This window comes from Legionella maioricensis (genome assembly GCF_023618015.1).
Classification (GTDB): Bacteria; Pseudomonadota; Gammaproteobacteria; order Legionellales; family Legionellaceae; genus Legionella; species Legionella maioricensis.
On record NZ_JAJKBJ010000009.1, the window covers coordinates 22628 to 40119 of the forward strand.

Sequence of the window (17492 nt, forward strand, 5' to 3'; positions counted from 1 at the left end):
TTTTCTCATTTAATCTGGGTCTGGAGTTTTTAATGGAGGAACAGTCAATAATTCTATTTTGTTCAATATATTATCATGTTCTTTTTTAGAGCTAATCAAAATGGTAATTCAATGCCTGATAAATAATAGGTTAGTTCAGTTTGATGATATGGCTGAATCCTCTTTATTTCAAAAATAAAAAATATCATTAACTCCTTCTAAAAAATTTTAATATTAAGGCCTCATAAAGAGGCCTTAATAGATTATTCTTCAACGGTAATTTCGATTTTTTTCTCAGCGGCAACTTCTTTTTTAGGAATTCTGATTTCAAGAACTCCATGAGCATAATGAGCTGTGATTTTTGCATCATCCGCAGTTTGAGGAAGGCTAAAACGACGATAAAATCGCCCTTGAGTGCGTTCTCTTCGAGTATAACCTTGATGTTGTTCTGTTTTTTCAAACTGGCGCTCACCTTTTAAGGTTAAGACGTGCTGCTCTAAAGAAATACTAATGTCCTCTTTTTTTACTCCAGGAATATCTGCAATAACTAAAAAGCAGTTCTTCTCTTCTTTAATGTCCACCAAAGGTGACCAAGAGCTTGTTTCAATGTAGGATGAGTCATCTTGTTTTTGAAGGTAAAAAAAATCATCAATTAACTGGCCCATATCACGGTACATGGGCATAGTTCTTCTTAATGTATTCATGCTGTCTCCTTAGAATATGTTTTTGGCTGACTATCTAGATAAGGGCTCTTCTATAAAATTCAAGACTAATACCTAAAATTTTATACGGAAACATTACTGGTGCATCGCTCTGAAGTCAGAGAATTAAGGGAGTTCGCCATTTGAATTAGTCCTGCTGCAATCGGTGCAAGAATAATCATAATGATGCCAATAATTGGTTGGGCACTCTTGAAAATTAACTTTTTGACCTTAACTGAAAAATACCGTTATTTTTATGGAGGAATTAATAGGGAAATAATACTTGTAATGAACTTTGGTAACTAGAAATAAAATAACTTAATTTTTGTTTATATTTTTTGCTTTTAATAAAAATTAGAATTAAGAGGATTTAAACTATGTCAACAGTTCAAAAAACAATCAGAAGTATTTCATCTACTCCGGCAATCAATTTCCATATCGATAGGCATTTTAATAAGCTGAAAAAAGCCTACAGTAAAATCAATAAATGCAGGGTGGTCGTTGATTTGGCTAAAAATAATACGCATAAAGACAAACTGTATAGCGTCTGTATTGACATAACCCTTCCTGGAAAAGAGTTAGTCAGTAAAAAGCAGGATCCCAATTTATTTATTGCTATTCGAAATAGCTTTTTAGCACTCGAACAATTATTAGAGAAACACTATAAAAAGAGAATGCTTTTCAACAAAAACTGTTCTAATTATCTGCGAAATTATAATGACAACCAAATAGCTGAGGCCATGTAAGTATTTTTTAACTCGTTGATACACGGAGACAGGGCCTGTACCTCATATCTCTGTCTCTGATTTTTTTTAATTAGATAGTATGTTGATAAAAAAGGAGAATACTATGAGAAAAGAACTCATTCTATTTTTATCTTGTTCGCTCGTGCTTACCGCCCTGATCTCAGTGGTTAATGCCAAAGACACTAATAAGGTACAAAGTAATGCGAATCCGGTGGCATTTTCATTTAATGACAATCCATTTTTTCAATCTAATGATGATGTATTTAACCAAATCGAGACTATGCAGCAGGCTATGAGTAGATTAATGAGGAGTCAGTTTGCACAAATCAATGGCGGACAATTTGACCTTATGAATTCAAAAAGACCGCTAAATTCTTCGCAAGAAATTCAAATGGAAGAACGCAACAACGAGCTTATATACAAGATAAAACAGCCTCAAGGCAACGATAGTAAAGTCGATGTTTCTGTTAAAGATGGGGTATTGATTATTAACACTCAACTCATGCAGAAAACATCACATAGCGAGAATGGCAGCAAAAGCTATAGTTATTCACAAAGCAATTACAATCAGTCGTTTAAATTGCCCAAAGGTTATGATCCTAACTCAATAGATATAAAGTCAAAAGATGCCAATCTGATTGTTACGTTCAAAAAACAGAGTGTATCGAATTCTTTAAAGATCTGAAGCTTTAGTTATATAAAATGACATCGATGCGCTTAAATAAGATTTATCGGTGTCATTTTAGAATATTCACTAACTTTATATTAGGAGCGTCACATAATTTTTGGCCAGAATAGTCTCGAGAATTCAACGGATTATTGTAATGAATTAATAGGTTAGTCTTAAAATTTTACTTGATGGTTATACCGTTAATGGGATACTTTTCTACCCACCGATGACTCATGTATTTTCTATTTGTTTTCTTCTTTTTCCAGCTTATGACCATCTAGATGTCGTTTATTACGCTCGATATCTTGTTTCTCTAACAGCTTTTCTTTTTTTGTTCTTCCGAATTTAATGCGATTTTCAGTGGCCTTTTTTTCTTTTTCCAAACGAATTTTAGCCTTTCTTTTTTTATTAAGATTGATGATGTCTACCATGGTACTCTCTATATTATATATGTTGCTTATACTATAGCGCATAAAAACACGCGCAAATGGTCTAAACACCCAATAATTGTTCAACAAATTATGTCAAGATTCCTGAAGGAGTTAAACTAGTAGATGCTGTATTAATAGAAATAGGCTCTTCCTTACCAAAGAAAGTCCCTTGAAAATTAATGCTCTGATTTTTTTTAACTACATAACTATTTGTTTTGAACCAATTTATATAATCGTCAATATTGGGCGTAGTCAAGGCGCGCCAGGGCCAGCCAACAGGATCTTGATGGAAATCATTTAATTCCAAACCATGGTGTGCTTCTCAGTACCGAGCATGGTTGCTAATCGCTGGCGTTCCTGCGCGACATATTGCATTAAATCAGGAAAATAAATGTACTTTATTTTGGCTTTTTTGCTAATATGCTGAACAATTAATTTGGATTCTTCCGCCCATTTGGTTTGATCCAGATTTTTATATAGTTCAACATAAGCTTCACTGGCAGCTTTCATGGGGTGCTTCTTTATAAACATATGAGTGGAAAAGGCGAGCGCAGGGGAACAGCACAAAAAATTGAGTATCAATAACCCAAAACATAATAAAATCTGATCATTTAATCTATACGAACTACTGAAGCAGCAATCGATGTCAGTTATTACCGCTGAAAAAAGGGCGTAGCTAAGCACAGTACCAATTGATAACATCCAACTTTGGCGGTATTGTTTCTGTTACATCCCATCACTTACATGCGTTTTGCTTGAGTATAAAAAAATATACGTGGCCTATAACTATTAAACCAATAAATTTTGCTGCTAATCCAAATAAAATGCTATATAATACACGACAATTTTTAATCCATTAAAATTATAAGAGCGCTATGACTGATTTAAACCTTTATAGAAACATTGGTATCTTCGCCCACGTAGATGCCGGAAAAACCACTACTACCGAACGTATTCTCAAGCTTACCGGTAGAATTCACAGAATGGGTGAGGTTCACGAAGGTGAATCAACAACCGATTTCATGGAACAGGAAGCGGAACGCGGTATTACCATTCAGTCAGCAGCAGTAAGTTGCTTCTGGAAAGGTACTCGTTTCAACGTTATCGACACCCCAGGACACGTAGACTTCACTGTAGAAGTATACCGTTCACTGAAGGTACTCGATGGCGGCATCGGGGTATTCTGTGGTTCTGGCGGTGTTGAGCCTCAGTCAGAAACTAACTGGCGCTATGCGAACAATTCAAAAGTATCTCGTTTGATTTTCGTAAACAAACTGGATCGTATTGGCGCGAACTTCTTGAGAGTAACTGAGCAAATCAAGAAAGTATTGGGTGCAAATCCTTTAATTATGACTTTGCCGATCGGCTTTGAAGACAGCTTCGTAGGTGTTGTCGATCTATTAACCCGTAAAGCGTATGTTTGGGACGAAAGTGGTCAACCAGAAAATTACAATGTTACTGATGTACCAGCTGATATGGTTGACGACGTTGAAACGTATCGTGCGCAATTAATTGAAACGGCACTTGAAATGGATGATGATTTGCTGATGGCTTATTTGGATGGCGAAGAGCCTTCAATAGAAGACATTAAGCGTTGTATCCGTAAAGGTACGCTTGAATTAGCATTCTTCCCAACTTATTGCGGTTCGGCCTTTAAAAACAAAGGGATGCAACTATTACTGGATGCAGTGGTTGACTATTTACCTGCTCCTCATGAAGTTAACCCACAACCTTTGACCAATGCTGAAGGTGAGCCAAACGGCCAATTCGCTATCGTTTCTCCTGATGAACCGTTCCGCGCCTTGGCATTTAAAATCATGGATGACCGTTTTGGAGCTTTAACATTCGTACGTATCTATTCAGGAAGACTAAATAAAGGGGATACTATTCTTAACTCCTTTACTGGTAAAACTGAACGGGTCGGTCGTATGGTTGAGATGCAGGCAAATGAGCGTAATGAATTACAAAGTGCTGAAGCTGGCGATATTATAGCCATCGTAGGTATGAAAAACGTTCGAACCGGTCACACTCTTTGCGATCCTAATCACGAGTGTACTCTTGAAGCGATGGTTTTCCCTGAGCCAGTTATCTCTATTGCTGTCTCGCCAAAAGATAAAGGCTCAACCGAAAAAATGAGTATTGCTATCGGTAAAATGGTTGCAGAAGATCCAACCTTTAGAGTGGAAACTGATGAAGATTCAGGTGAAACCATTCTCCGTGGTATGGGTGAATTACATCTTGATATTAAAGTGGATATTCTGAAACGTACGTACGATGTTGAGTTAATAGTAGGCCAACCACAGGTAGCTTACCGCGAAACCATAACCAAATCGATTCAAGACAGCTATACCCACAAGAAACAATCAGGTGGTGCTGGTCAATACGGTAAAATTGACTACACTATATCACCAGGAGAGCCAAACACTGGATTCACTTTCATCACTTCTGTTGTGGGTGGAAACGTTCCTAAAGAATTCTTCCCTGCAATTGAAAAAGGTTTTCGCTCAATGATGAATACCGGTACGTTGGCAGGTTTCCCAGTATTGGATGTGGTAATTGACCTCACCGATGGTGCTTATCATGCCGTTGACTCTTCAGCAATTGCGTTTGAAATTGCGGCAAAAGGTGCATTTCGTCAATCGATGCCAAAAGCTGGTCCACAATTGCTTGAACCAATCATGAAGGTAGACGTTTATAGTACGGAAGAAGATGTAGGTAATGTGATCGGTGACTTGAACCGTCGTCGTGGCATGATCTCTGGCCAAGAACCCAGTGCAGCTGGCGTCCGCATTAAAGCCGATGTTCCTCTTTCAGAAATGTTTGGTTACATCAGTACATTGCGTACCCTTACTTCTGGTCGTGGTCAATTCTCAATGGAATTCTCTCACTATGCTCCTTGCCCAACCAGTGTAGCTGAAGCAGTGATTGCCAAAGAGAAAGAAAAGAAAGCTGCAGCTGCTAAGTAAAATAGCTAGCAATTTTTAAAGAGCTCTGTCAGTTTGTTTTCTGGTAGGGCTTTTAAAAGTCCAAATGAATCAGGTATGGAATTTAAAAAATTTCTTACCTGATTACTTTCAAGAAAAAGCATCGTTATTTTGCCTGCGTTCGTCAGATTTAGTACTATGTAAGTCTCATTCAATTTTTAGAGTAATCTATGGCTTTATATATAGGTTTAATGTCTGGAACCAGCATGGACGGTATTGATGCTGCCCTTGTAGAAATGCCAACAAACACTTTGAAATACGGTATTACTGTGAAATACAGTGATGAAGTCAAAAAAAACATCGATCATGTAATTAGTAGCAATAATTTAAGTCTTGCTTCAGTTTGTCAATTAAATACACTTATTGGAAGAGAGTTTGCTGGGGCAGTGAATAATTTACTGCAGGAAGCGAATATATCTCCTAATGATATAATGGCTATAGGTAGTCATGGACAGACCTTATGTCATGATACAAGTGTCAGTATTCCTTATACATTACAATTAGGTTGTGGCCATACTATTTCTTCGCTAACAGGTATTACTGTAGTCGCAGATTTTAGAACAAGAGATTTAGTGAATGGGGGGCAAGGAGCGCCCTTTGCGCCCTTATATCATCAGGAATTATTTAATAAACCAGACATTAATCTGGCTGTACTTAATATTGGCGGTATCTCTAATGTTAGTTTTATTGCTTCAGGACAGAGAACAGAAGGATGGGATATAGGTCCTGGTAATTGTCTAATGGATGCGTGGATCACTGAGCATCAGGGAAAATCCTTTGATGCCGATGGTTTATGGGCCATGCAGGGCGAAATAATCCGTCCTTTACTCGATCAATTATTGTCAGATCCTTTTTTTGGTTTAGTTCCCCCAAAAAGTATTGGTAAAGAATATTTTTCATTATTGTGGTTAAAGTCCTATTTAAAAAAAGAATATAAAGCTGTGGATGTGCAAGCTACTTTATTGGCTTTAACAGCGCATTCAATTGCTACAACAATTTTAAGAAAAGAGACGATAAAACAATTATATTTATGTGGGGGAGGAACCCATAATCTCTATTTACGCAAAATGTTGGCGGATTTATTACCGGGTATTGCCGTAAATAGTATCGCGGACATCGGTGTAAGCCCCGACTATTTAGAAGCGATGATGTTTGCCTGGTTAGCTTCTCAAACCATGAATCAAATCCCGGTTAACTTAACTGCAATTACCGGCGCCAAACGTCCCGCTATTCTAGGAGCGATTTATCCTATAAAATCATATTGACAAACTAAATGGCCATAGGCTTTAATGAGCCATTCCTAATTAGAGTGATTCTGAATTGAGCGCACATTACACAAAAAAAACAAAGGACTTGGGTGAGACTAATCTGACTGCTGCTTATGTCATATTTTTCTTAGCGGCCTCTTTTTATCTATATGAGTTTATATTACAAGTCGCGCCGAGTGTTATGGCCGAGTCAATGATGAAAACATTTCACGTCACCGGTGAAGGCTTTGGTTTTATTTCGGCTTTTTATTTTTATGCTTACGCACCTGCTCAGTTACCTGCGGGAGTTTTGTATGACCGTTATGGCCCCCGTAAGTTAATGACTTTTGCTATTATTTTGTGCGCGTTAGGCTCTGCCTTTTTTGCCTCAACAGACAGCGTATTTACTGCGTCTATGGGCAGATTTCTGATCGGAATAGGATCGGCTTTTTCTTTTATAGGGGTTTTGGTACTGATTTCGCGTTGGTTTCCTCCTTATTATTTCGCCATTCTTGCCGGAGTAGCACAATTAATGAGTTCAGTAGGGGCCATGTTTGGAGAGGTTCCTTTGGCATCCCTCATTGCTCACGTAGGATGGCGTAACGCCAGTTTTATTTTATCTGCCGTCGGCTTTATTTTAGCTGGTTTTTTTTGGGTATATATTCGTGATTATCCACATCAGCAAAATCAAACTATCCCTGATCATTATTTGAGAGAAGAGTGGAAAAGGCTTGTTGCCGTATGTAAACATGCTCATACCTGGATTATAGGTGGTTATGCCTTCGCTATTTGGACACCTATAGCGGTATTCGCTGCTCTTTGGGGCGTTCCTTATCTTCAGGAAAAATTTCAAATCAGCGTGGTGGCTGCATCCGGGTTATGCAGTATGATTTGGCTTGGTATAGGGATAGGTAGCCCTTTATTAGGCTGGTTTAGTGACAAAATAGAAAGCCGTCGCATTGCTTTAATTATAAGCGCGGTTTTAGGTTTGGTTGCTACCTTGATTTTACTTTATTCATCCCAACTGTCTTATGGCTGGGCACATTTCATTTTATTTGTATTAGGTTTGGGAGCAGGAGGACAGACAGTAAGTTTTGCCGTAGTTAAGGAAAATAACTCTGCTGAATTAGTTGGAACCGCCTCTGGTTTCAATAATTTGTCTGTTTTAATTGGCGGAGCAATTTTTCAGCCTTTAGTGGGCTATATATTGAATCATACAGACGATTCATCACGCTTGGTTAATGGCATCCACGTCTATAGTATATCAAGTTATCAGACGGCTCTATTAGTCATGCCTTTGTGTTTCTTGGGAAGTTTGTTGATTGCTACTTTTTTACTTAAAGAGTCTCATCCAAGTCACCGTCATTAATAAACTGGATTGGGAAACGAGAAACAGGCTCTATAAAGACGGTTCATTTTTTCCAAATTTAGCCTGTTTTCTCAATTCAGCTCTATAATTAAAACATATTCTAAACATATTCAAGCGCGGATATGTACTTAATATGAGTAAAAATAGAGAAGAAAGTAACAGGAAATTATTTTTTCAAAACATGAGATTGAGCAGATCAATGCTTAATTTAATATTTGTTATAGGACTTATTTGTCTTTTAACTTTAAGTATTGTTTCCTATCACCAGGTAAATAAATTAATTGCTGCTAATAAATGGGTGGCGCATACCTATCAAGTGATTCAAAAAACCAATTCCTCCTTATATAAGTTCTTAGAGATTGAGTCTCAGCAACGTGGATACATAGCTACAGGTGATGAGCACTATTTAAGTGACATCAATCAGATTAAGTCTAATTTAAAACTGGATTTAAAGAAACTTGTAAATCTGACTAAGGATAATGCAGGACAAAATAAGCGCGTATTTCAGTTGATTGAATTAATCAGTCGAAGACTGGATTTATTGGATCAACTAATCCAGTTGAAGCAGGCTAATAAGTCAGGAGTAGATCAAAGTAATAATTTATTCAATAAAAGTCAAAGTGCATCAACTCGGGTCAAAGATTTAGGACATGAAATTAAATCAATTGAATATGTATTATTAAATGAAAGAAATGAATTTGCTTTAAAGAACGCTAAAAATACTAATGGTATTTTAATTATAGGTAGCTTAATTAGCGTCATTTTTTTAATTTTAGCTTTTGTTCTGGCCAATACTGAGTTGTCAATGCGAAAGAGGATTGAACATAATAATAAGAATTTTCAAAATCGGTTGCGAAAAATTATTGAAAGCACGAGTGATATGATTGCGGCATTTGATGTAGATGAAAAGTTCATTATTTTTAATGACGCATATCAGCGTGAATTTAAACGTCTTTCTGGGAAAACTATTGCTATTGGTGTGAGACTTGACGATGTTTTTTCAGAGGGTACACCCGCTCAAAAAAAACTGATCCAAACTTGGAAAAATTCCCTCAATGGCACTGAAGAAATAAAAAATGTAGAGTTTGATATTGATAATGAGACTAATACTTATGAAATGAGTTCCTGTTTCATTCAAAATGATGAAAATGAAATGATAGGAACAGTACAGACAGTTCGGAATATAACAAAACGAATACAAGATTATATGGTTCTTCAAAAATCCTATGAAAGCCTTGCCAAGGGAATGACGGAATTACAGAATAAAAACAATCAAATAACACTGCTTGTAGATATGAGTGATATTATGCTTGCTTGTGTCTCACAAGATGAATTAACTAGTGTGGTATCAAACTATTTGCAGCGACTTCTCGATTTCGCGAGTGGGTATTTGTATGTGATGCATCCATCAAAAAATTATTTGGAAGTTGCAACGAGTTGGGGAAATCCAAATCCGCAAGAAACTATTTTTACTCCTGACCAATGTTGGGCTATTAAACTGGGTCGAAGACATCATGTTGGATTATTACATAATGAGCTAATATGTCCTCACATTAAAAGTTTTGATGAACAAAGCTCCTCTTTTCTTTGTCTACCCCTAATGGCTCAGAATGATATTTACGGGCTATTGTATATGGAGACAAAAGAGAGGAGTAATCAGGAATTTTTATTCGATGAAAATCAAAGACTTTTAATCAATGCCTTTGCAGAACTAACGGCTTTGGCTTTGGCTAATGTTCGCTTAAGAGAAAACCTTCGTTATCAATCGATTCGTGATCCTTTGACTGGTCTGTATAATCGCCGTTATTTGGACGATTTCCTCTTTAAGCAAATTCACCAGGCAGAACGTTCAAAATCGTCGATCGCAATTTTGATGATGGATTTGGATCATTTTAAGAAAATTAATGATACCTATGGTCATGATGCCGGAGATGCCGTCTTAAAAGAGCTCGGAAAAATATTCCAAAATGACATCCGATTAGGGGATATTGCTGCCAGATATGGTGGGGAGGAGTTCATTATTATGTTTTATAATGCGGACGTAGAAGTAGCCTTACGTCGCGCTGAAAGTATTAGGCAAGCCGTTACCATGTTACACATAAAGTATGGGGCGCAAGAGGTTGGTCCAATTACTATTTCTATAGGGGTTAGTACTTATCCATCTGATGGTAAAAGTCCTGAAGAATTAATTGAGGCCGCAGATAAAGCATTATATTACGTTAAGAAAAATGGAAAAAATAAGGTAGCCTTATATTCTGAAATACCCTCTCCGCATAACTAATATCCGAAGCCGGATGATGGCTATCAATTGCGGTGCTTATAGGTTTTCAATATGCGTCTGTTTCTCCTTTTCAGACATAAAAGTCAAACTGATAAATATTAAAAATAGGGCGCCGACGGCATTGCAGAAAATACCAAAGTACAAATTATTATGCTGCTGATAGAAGACGCTTGCTATTTCTATGCCTATGGCGCCAATAATCATCACACTCAAACTCACTAGCGCAGACGCGGTTCCCTTGCTAACCGAGGTGATGAACAGACAAAACCTGTTCAATGGCGCATTAATTATGCTGAGTGAAAAAAAATAAATAATAATTCCCGGTAGTAAATAGTGATAATCATTACCATACAAATAGGGTAGAAGGGCTATTAATATGATTCCTATCGCCATAATAATGCAACCAAGAAATATAATCTGTTTAATTTTATATTTGTAAGTTAATCGATGCAGAAACCAATTTCCGATAATCGTTGCCCCAAATATGGGTAGCTGCCAAAGACCATATTGAATAACAGTTAATTTAGCTTCAGTAATCAGTATTATAGGGGCCAGCGCAATCCAAGCGATACAAGGAATGCCGATAATGCCTGCAGCTATGGTACTAAAGCAAAAAGTTGTATTAGTACATAGTTCTTTATAGTTCTTAAATATTGATTTTGCAGAGAATGGGACTTTAGGAGTTATTTCGCCATTTCTTTTAACATGACCTATAGGCTCAGGCATATAACGCCATAACCCCCAAAGAGCAATAAGTGCAAAGAAGGCTATCATGACAAATATAAAACGCCAGGAAGTGTAATGGATAATAATGGCACCTAAAAGTGGTCCAAGCAAAGGTGCTAAAATAGCAGCATTAGCCATAATCGCTATAAGCCGAATGGCATTCATTTCATCAAATATTTCTTGAATGGTTGCGTACCCGATAACCCCAATAAAACATAATCCCATTCCCTGGAAAAATCGGGCAATGAGAAACTGATCCATTGAATGAGAGCAAGCAATTAATAAGGTAAAAATAAAGAAGAGACAGGCTCCCAACAACATCGATGGTCGTCTACCGTACGTGTCGGAGATGGGACCGAGTATTAGCTGCAGACTGGCGCCACCAAGAATATAAACGGTAAGGGAAGTCGCAACAGTAGACTCAGGTGCATTAAAAGATTTTACTACATTAATCATGCCGGGCATGATCATGTCATTGGCAATATAGGTTAGAAACTCATATAAAACCAGGAAGCAAGCAAAAGTCAGGGCCTGTCTGCGCGATATAGGAATAAGTGGATCAGACATAACTTTAGCCTTGATATCATAATCAGAAAATAACGTTATATAGTATATAACGTTTCCTATCTATTTTACGATAGAGAAAAACAAGCAGATTGAGTGATTTGCATGCATTAATCATTATTTAATGGTTGTTAGTATAGAGTTCATTTTTATATACTATAAAAATCGTATCCCGCCAGGACACTTAAGGATCTTATGAAGTCGAAATTGGATTTTTTTGGTAAAAACAGTATTAATCCTGAGTCCCACGATTATTTAATCACGTACATTCTAAGTTTATTAGATACCCAGTCCTTAGGTCGTGCGGCACGTGTTAGTAAAGATTGGAACACATTGGTTACTCTCACCAGGCGCTATCTGGACTTGCTCCCTACAATTCGACGTATACCTTGTTTTAATACAGTGGGTCTTGATGTACTAAGATTAAAATTATTGGCTGGAGGAATGACGAATACTACGTATAAAGTCGGAATTAGATCAATGCATGAAGAGTGGGTATTACGCATTCCAGGTGAAGGCTCTTCTGCTTTTATAGCCAGAGAAGACGAGGCACATAACGCGCTTCAGGCGGAGAAATTAGAGATTAATGTTCCTGTCCCCTATTTTGATCCAGTAGATGGCTTACAGTTAACTCGCTTTGTTGACGGGGTGAAATTAGATGAAGAGGCATTGGCAAGAAAGGATATTCTGCATTCTATAGCCGCTATAATGCGTCGTCTTCATTGTTCTAAACCTTTTCCAAATAAAGTCACTATTTTTGAACGTAATGAAGAGTTATTGCAGGTATTAAAAGATAAAAAATTTCCTTTTTCTGGGGATATAGGCTTTATCGAAGCGCAAATGGGGGAATTAAAGAAACTTTTTAGCGCCTATCACATCGAAATGCGACCCTGTCATAATGATGCAACCCCCCTTAATTTTATATTGTCTTTTGAGGGTGAGGAGCACAATATTAAAATAAAACTGCACATGATTGATTGGGAGTATTCAAGTAGTAATGATTTGATCTGGGATCTGGTCTATTTTGCACTTGAAGGAAACTTGTCTCAAGAGCAGACTCTTATTTTACTAAGCAGTTACTTTGATATGGAGCACGTTCCTGAGGCAGTTTTGGCTTGGGTTGAGATATATAAACCAATTATAGAATGGTGGATAACTATATGGTCTTGGACACAGATGGCCAATAAGGCCAATGCGGTAGGTATAGACGCTTATAAGGAACTAGGGGAAACCTGTTATAAAAAAACCTTAATTTATCTTAACAGTGAGGAATACAAAAGCGCGTTTAGCAGCATAGAAGACGAAAAAGCCAAGGTAACGTTTTCAGGTCATAGAGCCTTTTAATGATTAGGCCATACGATTTAAAAACTCGTTCAGGTGTTCTTTTTCTTTTTCAGCGCTTAAATAACATTTCAGGCGTTCTATTGCATTATTGTATTCATCTGTATTAATGACCCCACGGGTTAACTCAAAGCGTAAATACACACAATAAGTATTAAGAACGTCGGTTTCACAGTAATCACGTATGTTTTTGATTTGGCCGGCACTGTATTGATCCCAAACTTTCGAACCACTCATTCCCATTTTTCCGGGAAAACCAAACATGCTGGAAATATCATCCAGAGGAGCAAAAGCTTTGTTTTGATAACCCGCAATTACATCCATTAGATCAATATGACGATAATGAAATCGGCTTAGGTAATTGTTCCAACGAAAGGCTTGCTGATTCTCGCCAGCTTCCCAGTAAGTTGGGGCAGGAACTGAATGTAATAGTGAGCGGTAATGCAAAACAGGTAAATCAAAACCACTACCATTCCAACTGACCAGAGTAGGGGTGTGTTTCTCAATTCCTGCAAAAAAACGGGTGATTAATTCTTTTTCATTAGAATCTTCATCCCCGAGAGACCATACTTTTACTTGTGAACCATGACTCATTACTACAGAAATGGCGCAAATTTTTTGTAAATAATGTGGGAGGAAATCGTTACCCACTTTGGCTCTTCTTAAAGCAAACATAGCCAAAGCTGTCTCTTCATCTGACAAACCATCCAAATCAAATAACTTACGGCCCGACTCTACGTCGGGGATGGTTTCTATATCAAATACAAGTATGGTCATGAGGATTATTTGCCTTAATTAAACTCGAATGAATTCTAGCACGGAGACTGAAGTAAGCAAAAGCAAATGGCATGGATTGTAAAGAGTAAATTTGTTACTATGCGTTTTTCGGGCTTATCGTGTTGCTTAAGCACACCACAATTTAATATAATAAAATCATGAACTTTAAATTATTAGCCTTACTTTTATCCGCTGTTTTCCTTACGGCTTGTGTGAGCAGACCGCCCTCGGATGTTAATAATATATGTACTATCTTTAAGCAATACCCCAGTTGGTATCGAGATGCTAAAGATGTAGAAAAACGCTGGAAAATACCTGTCCCGGTCCAAATGTCTATTATTCATCAAGAATCAAAGTTTGATGCCAGAGCTAAACCGCCACGCACCAAATTATTAAAAATTATTCCATGGAAAAGACCATCGAGTGCTTATGGATATACCCAGGCATTACATTCCACATGGAACCAGTATAAACGAACTAATGGTTGGTTCTGGTCATCTCGTGATGATTTTGGTGATGGAGTTGATTTTATTGGTTGGTATGCTAATGAGGCGAATAAAAAAGCCAGAATTTCCAGAGCAGATGCATACTCTCTTTACCTGGCATATCATGAAGGAATAGGTGGGTACCAACGTAAAACTTACTTAAAGAAACCCTGGTTGATTTCCGTAGCCCATAAAGTTAAAGCAAAATCACAATTATATGCCATGCAATTAAATTCGTGTAAAAATACGATGAAGTCGCATTCATGGTAGTAACAAGTAATTAATATATGTGGTCATTATGTTAAATATTGACTAAAAAATTTATAAATTGAAGAAGTAGTAGTATACTTGGAAGACTAAATTTAGGATTATCAAAGAGGAGTTTTTTGATGCGATTAATGCTTTTAGGCGGACCGGGCGCGGGGAAAGGAACCCAGGCTTTGCGTTTGATTGAACGTTATAAAATTCCGCAAATTTCCACTGGAGATATGTTGCGGGCCGCTATCGCACAAGGTTCACCATTAGGCTTAAGTGCTAAAAAAATTATGGAGTCAGGTGGCTTGGTTTCTGATGACATCATCATTGGTTTAGTTAAAGAACGCTTAAAAAAAGACGATTGCGAAAATGGTTTTCTGTTTGATGGGTTTCCAAGAACCTTAATTCAGGCCGAGGCGCTTAAGCAAGCAGGAATTTATTTAGATCATGTAATTGAGATAAAAGTCGATGATGATGAAATCATTCAACGAATCAGTGGTCGTCGAATTCATCAGCCTTCAGGACGGGTTTATCATATTATGAATCATCCACCAAAAACTGCTGGATGTGATGATGTTACAGGAGAGCCTCTGATTCAGCGCGAAGATGATAAAGAAGAAACCGTGCGAAAAAGACTGGAGGTATATCATAATCAAACGGCACCTTTGATAAAATATTATAAACAATGGGCTAAAGAAAGTTCCAAAGGAGCTCCACAATTTCATAGTGTGGTGGGGACGGGTAATGTGGATGAAATTTTTGACAATATCGTAACAGTACTTGATGCAAGGGAAGAAACATGCCGAGCCAAACTTTAAGTAGTGATGCATTTGAATCGTTTATTAACGAAAATGAAATAGTGTTTATTGATTATTGGGCTGAGTGGTGTGCCCCTTGTAAACAATTTGCAAAAGTTTACGAAAAAGTCTCTGATCAATTTCCTATGATAAGATTTGTTAAAGTAAATATTGAAGAACAGCAAGAATTGGCTGATTTTTTTGAGATTCGTTCCATACCGCATCTTATGGTCTTTAAAGAAGGCATAGTAATTTATTCGGATGCTGGCAGCATGCCAGAATCCACCTTAAAAGAATTGGCACAGCAAGCTTTAGATGCTGATGTTAGTGATATACGGGCTCAGATTGAACAGGATAAGGATTAATACTCGCCAGGTACTCTTCCAGCTCTTTTTTGCTGGCATTATCCATGGTGAATCCCAGTTTTGTTCGTCTCTGCAATACATCATCAGGGTATTTGGCCCATTCCTCAGAGATTAGATAATCTAATTCTACTTGATAGAGGGATGAGCCATATCGTTTACCCATAGATTCAATATTCGTACATTTTGAAAGAAAGAGTTCGGTATTGCTGCCATAACTGTAGAGATAACGATTAAGCAGTTCGTTATCCAGCCAATCGTATTTTTTTCGTGCATAAATTACATATTGATCAAAACTCATTGTTCCAAAAGTAGCACCGGGAAGAGGGATATATTTTGTTTGTGACGGATGTATTTGTGGAAAAAGAGGGACCAGCTGATTTACTGTTTCTTCTGCTAATTGACGATAGGTGGTAATTTTTCCACCAAAAATTGTCACAATGGGAGCCGGATTCGTACTAAATTCATAACTATAATCGCGACTTAAAGCCTTTAATTCTTTGCCGTTAGTTGCTAATAAAGGTCTAACGCCACTCCATGAAAACAGGACATCATTGGCACTTAATTTGATTTTAAAATATGAATTAACTAACGCGATCAGGTACTCCGTTTCTTCCTTACTAATATGTATTTGATCTTTCAGATCCCCTTTAAAAAGGGTATCCGTTGTTCCTATCATACTAAATCCATGATAAGGAATAACAAAAACTACACGCTTATCATTGTTTTGTAAAAAATAAGCATGTTTGCCTTCGTAAATTTTAGGCACAATAATATGACTTCCCTTAACCAATGTTATTTGATGGTTAACGGGTATGTGAGTCAATTTTGCTATGGACTCTACCCAGGGACCTGCAGCATTAATTATTGACTTGGCAAACACTCTATAAATATGCCCTTCTTTAGATTGAATGGTCAATTGCCATAAATGGTTTACCACCTCGGCTTTAATTACGGTTGAATTAGGTCGAATGCTTGCCCCATGTTTTTTTGCCTGTATGGCATTAATAATCGTTAGGCGGGCATCATCTGTTGCTGCATCATAAAATAAAAAACCGCGTTTGAGTTTGTCTACTAGAGGGGTGAAATAACTATTTTTGCTGTTTTTTTTGATGGATTTACACTTGGGTAAATGATTTTTGCGACTTAAATGATCATAAAAGAATAACCCCAATCGTAACAGCCACGCGGGGCGCATGTGTTTTTGATAAGGTAAAATAAATGATTGAGGATGGACTAAGTGAGGTGCCAGATTTAATAATGTTTGTCTTTCTTCCAGTGCTTTTTTTACCAGACCAAATTCATAGTTTTCCAGATATCTTAATCCGCCATGAATTAATTTAGTGCTGCTTGACGAAGTTTTAGATGCCAGGTCATCTTGCTCGAAGAGTACTACAGATAATCCCCTTAAAGCTGCATCTGCAGCACATCCACAACCATTGATGCCGCCGCCAATAACTGCAACATCAAAAACTTGATCCATGTTTTGGTCTCCGAAAAAAAAGTGTAGAATTAAATACATAATAATTAAAATATAATAATAAAGTATACACTCAACAGAATCACGCAATTTAATTCAGTGTAGACTAAAGGCTGGGTTGTTGATGATGCGGGCTTATCCCCTTTGGCATTGGCTGAAGTCATTTTTCGTCATCCCGAGGAGTTTGCGACGAGGGATCTTCTGAAATAGGCATGAGCCATATTCTGGAGATCCTTCGCTTCGCTCTGGATGACGTTCTTAAGTTAATGGCATGAGAGCTCTTAACGATGGTCGCCT

The 17492-nt window shown here is 37.4% G+C and carries 17 protein-coding genes; 10 read left to right on the forward strand and 7 right to left on the reverse strand.

Translation table 11 applies throughout. From position 1 onward, the window contains the following. Positions 1 to 242 precede the first annotated feature (242 nt). On the reverse strand, positions 243 to 683 hold the full coding sequence (locus LOX96_RS08945) for an Hsp20/alpha crystallin family protein (RefSeq protein WP_250421126.1): 441 nt from the start codon (positions 681 to 683) through the stop codon (positions 243 to 245). Positions 684 to 1057: 374 nt separating this feature from the next. Between LOX96_RS08945 and LOX96_RS08950 the strand changes: the two genes are divergently transcribed. Then, the gene (locus LOX96_RS08950; protein ID WP_250421127.1) at positions 1058 to 1426 is read left to right on the forward strand and encodes an HPF/RaiA family ribosome-associated protein; all 369 of its coding nucleotides are present in this window, start codon (positions 1058 to 1060) and stop codon (positions 1424 to 1426) included. Positions 1427 to 1529: 103 nt separating this feature from the next. Further along, positions 1530 to 2111: an Hsp20 family protein gene (locus tag LOX96_RS08955; protein WP_250421128.1), complete on the forward strand. Its 582-nt coding sequence runs from the start codon at positions 1530 to 1532 to the stop codon at positions 2109 to 2111. Between the two features lie 227 nt (positions 2112 to 2338). On the opposite strand, the gene LOX96_RS08960 is transcribed toward LOX96_RS08955, so the two are convergent. The 3 genes from LOX96_RS08960 to LOX96_RS08970 all read right to left on the reverse strand — a co-directional run bounded on the left by LOX96_RS08960 (position 2339) and on the right by LOX96_RS08970 (position 3037). Further along, a complete protein-coding gene (locus tag LOX96_RS08960) occupies positions 2339 to 2527 on the reverse strand; it encodes a DUF4169 family protein (protein WP_250421129.1) in 189 nt (62 codons plus the stop codon). An 88-nt stretch (positions 2528 to 2615) separates the two neighbouring features. Continuing rightward, a complete protein-coding gene (locus tag LOX96_RS08965; protein WP_250421130.1) occupies positions 2616 to 2834 on the reverse strand; it encodes a hypothetical protein in 219 nt (72 codons plus the stop codon). Then, the gene (locus LOX96_RS08970) at positions 2825 to 3037 is read right to left on the reverse strand and encodes a hypothetical protein (RefSeq protein ID WP_250421131.1); all 213 of its coding nucleotides are present in this window, start codon (positions 3035 to 3037) and stop codon (positions 2825 to 2827) included. The genes LOX96_RS08965 and LOX96_RS08970 overlap by 10 nt, the downstream gene beginning before the upstream one ends. Before the next feature lie 365 nt (positions 3038 to 3402). On the opposite strand from LOX96_RS08970, the gene fusA reads away from it, so the two are divergent. The 4 genes from fusA (at position 3403) to LOX96_RS08990 (ending at position 10408) form a co-directional block, all read left to right on the forward strand. Next, complete coding sequence (gene fusA / locus LOX96_RS08975; RefSeq protein WP_250421132.1) at positions 3403 to 5493, forward strand: elongation factor G; 2091 nt, start codon at positions 3403 to 3405, stop codon at positions 5491 to 5493. A gap of 188 nt (positions 5494 to 5681) precedes the next feature. Then, positions 5682 to 6776 carry an anhydro-N-acetylmuramic acid kinase gene (locus LOX96_RS08980; RefSeq protein WP_250421133.1) on the forward strand — a complete coding sequence of 365 codons (1095 nt, stop codon included), beginning with the start codon at positions 5682 to 5684 and terminating at the stop codon, positions 6774 to 6776. Positions 6777 to 6831: 55 nt separating this feature from the next. After that, the gene (locus LOX96_RS08985) at positions 6832 to 8127 is read left to right on the forward strand and encodes an MFS transporter (RefSeq protein ID WP_250421134.1); all 1296 of its coding nucleotides are present in this window, start codon (positions 6832 to 6834) and stop codon (positions 8125 to 8127) included. Between the two features lie 199 nt (positions 8128 to 8326). Further along, complete coding sequence (locus LOX96_RS08990; protein WP_250421135.1) at positions 8327 to 10408, forward strand: diguanylate cyclase; 2082 nt, start codon at positions 8327 to 8329, stop codon at positions 10406 to 10408. Positions 10409 to 10444: 36 nt separating this feature from the next. Here the strand turns inward: LOX96_RS08990 and LOX96_RS08995 are convergent, their stop codons facing one another. After that, on the reverse strand, positions 10445 to 11701 hold the full coding sequence (locus LOX96_RS08995) for an MFS transporter (RefSeq protein ID WP_250421136.1): 1257 nt from the start codon (positions 11699 to 11701) through the stop codon (positions 10445 to 10447). Positions 11702 to 11893: 192 nt separating this feature from the next. On the opposite strand from LOX96_RS08995, the gene LOX96_RS09000 reads away from it, so the two are divergent. After that, positions 11894 to 13042 carry a phosphotransferase family protein gene (locus tag LOX96_RS09000; protein WP_250421137.1) on the forward strand — a complete coding sequence of 383 codons (1149 nt, stop codon included), beginning with the start codon at positions 11894 to 11896 and terminating at the stop codon, positions 13040 to 13042. Positions 13043 to 13045: 3 nt separating this feature from the next. On the opposite strand, the gene LOX96_RS09005 is transcribed toward LOX96_RS09000, so the two are convergent. Then, entirely contained in the window at positions 13046 to 13816 is a 771-nt protein-coding gene (locus LOX96_RS09005; protein ID WP_250421138.1) for a 3'-5' exonuclease, read from the reverse strand. Positions 13817 to 13974: 158 nt separating this feature from the next. On the opposite strand from LOX96_RS09005, the gene LOX96_RS09010 reads away from it, so the two are divergent. The 3 genes from LOX96_RS09010 to LOX96_RS09020 all read left to right on the forward strand — a co-directional run bounded on the left by LOX96_RS09010 (position 13975) and on the right by LOX96_RS09020 (position 15718). Beyond that, positions 13975 to 14571 (forward strand): transglycosylase SLT domain-containing protein, encoded by a 597-nt coding sequence (locus LOX96_RS09010; RefSeq protein WP_250421139.1) that lies wholly within the window; start codon positions 13975 to 13977, stop codon positions 14569 to 14571. 119 nt (positions 14572 to 14690) lie between these two features. Continuing rightward, a complete protein-coding gene (gene adk / locus LOX96_RS09015) occupies positions 14691 to 15374 on the forward strand; it encodes an adenylate kinase (protein WP_250421140.1) in 684 nt (227 codons plus the stop codon). After that, complete coding sequence (locus LOX96_RS09020; protein WP_250421141.1) at positions 15356 to 15718, forward strand: thioredoxin family protein; 363 nt, start codon at positions 15356 to 15358, stop codon at positions 15716 to 15718. The genes adk and LOX96_RS09020 overlap by 19 nt, the downstream gene beginning before the upstream one ends. Here LOX96_RS09020 and glpD read toward each other — a convergent pair. Further along, entirely contained in the window at positions 15678 to 17198 is a 1521-nt protein-coding gene (glpD, locus tag LOX96_RS09025) for a glycerol-3-phosphate dehydrogenase (protein ID WP_250421142.1), read from the reverse strand. The genes LOX96_RS09020 and glpD overlap by 41 nt on opposite strands. Positions 17199 to 17492: the final 294 nt, after the last annotated feature.